This window comes from Vibrio sp. M260118 (genome assembly GCF_036533755.1).
Classification (GTDB): Bacteria; Pseudomonadota; Gammaproteobacteria; order Enterobacterales; family Vibrionaceae; genus Vibrio.
This window is the reverse complement of sequence record NZ_JATABG010000628.1, coordinates 1-1035: the sequence shown is the minus strand read 5'-3', so window position 1 is coordinate 1035 and position 1035 is coordinate 1. Positions and strand designations below refer to the sequence as shown.

At 41.1% G+C, this 1035-nt stretch carries 2 protein-coding genes; both read right to left on the bottom strand.

Annotation, left to right across the window (positions count from 1 at the left end):
• Positions 1-102: 102 nt before the first annotated feature.
• Positions 103-306, bottom strand: coding sequence for a DUF4336 domain-containing protein (locus QTO00_RS20145; protein WP_331426331.1), 204 nt, complete (start codon positions 304-306; stop codon positions 103-105).
• Positions 307-330: 24 nt separating this feature from the next.
• Entirely contained in the window at positions 331-936 is a 606-nt protein-coding gene (locus QTO00_RS20140; protein ID WP_331426330.1) for an HAD family hydrolase, read from the bottom strand.
• Positions 937-1035 lie beyond the last annotated feature (99 nt).

Genomic DNA, 1035 nt, shown 5'->3' with positions numbered 1-1035 from the left:
GTTGCTTACTTCTCTCATTAGTTAGCTTAAAACCCTGAATAAACACCGAGCCTATTGTGCCGAGAACCATTAATCCAACTAACGACGCGATCTGTAGCTCAATCAGTGGTTAGGTGCGATCAGATATTTCACTGCGCCGAGTTCGTCTATTTGATTTTGAATGTCAGGTGTTAGTTTAATTGGGCTGAGAACCCATAGTTCACCACTACTCAGTCTCACAACTGTCATTCTTGTTGAGTATGGTAAGCCAAAGAATGGCACCGAGTTGCCATTAAATATCCATATATCTTGCGCTAACTTTTCCATCGATTCCCCTAGTACTAAAGGTTATTAAAATTTTAAACCTAGGGTTTTAAGCTCTTGCTCTGCTTGCGCTGCAGAGAAAAACTGAATGGCTTCAATACCTACACTCTTGGCGCCTTCCACATTGTGTGGCATGTCATCAAGGAAAACACACTCTTCTGCTACAAGGTTGTTTGAGGTTAGCAGAGATTGATAGATTTCAGGTTGAGGTTTCAACAAACCGAGATCCGCCGAGACTGTCGCACCATCAAACAGGGGCCAAAAGTCATATTCCTCTTTTAAGTAGTCGACAAGCTCCGTTACGTTGTCAGTCAACGCGTAAACACCATAGCCAGCAGATTTTAATTTGTTTATTAGAGCGACAGAGCCATAAAGCTCAATTAAAGAGCGCTTAACGTAGTAAAACAGGCGATGACTATCATCAACCGTAAAATCTAACTCTTCTTGGTAGCGAAGCTTCGCTTCTTGTTCGGTTAAAAAACCGCGATTGAGATCGAGCCATATATCACTCATAAAGACGTTTTTAGCCATTGCTTCTGGTTGCTCTACATCACCAAAAGTAAGACGAATGATCTCTAGCGGCGCCCAACGAACAATCACATTACCTACATCAAAAACAACATTCTTAATCATTGTGTTCTCTCAACCTTCAACCGAGTTATGAACAAACTTTAGTCACTAGATTAACTCACTGTTTGCTAGAAGGTACTACCGAAAATCACAAAATATGTT

Bases quoted from the DNA above. Each gene is read 5' to 3' on its own strand.
- QTO00_RS20140 (WP_331426330.1), bottom strand. From the start codon at position 936: ATGATTAAGAATGTTGTTTTTGATGTAGGTAATGTGATTGTTCGTTGG.
- QTO00_RS20145 (WP_331426331.1), bottom strand. From the start codon at position 306: ATGGAAAAGTTAGCGCAAGATATATGGATATTTAATGGCAACTCGGTG.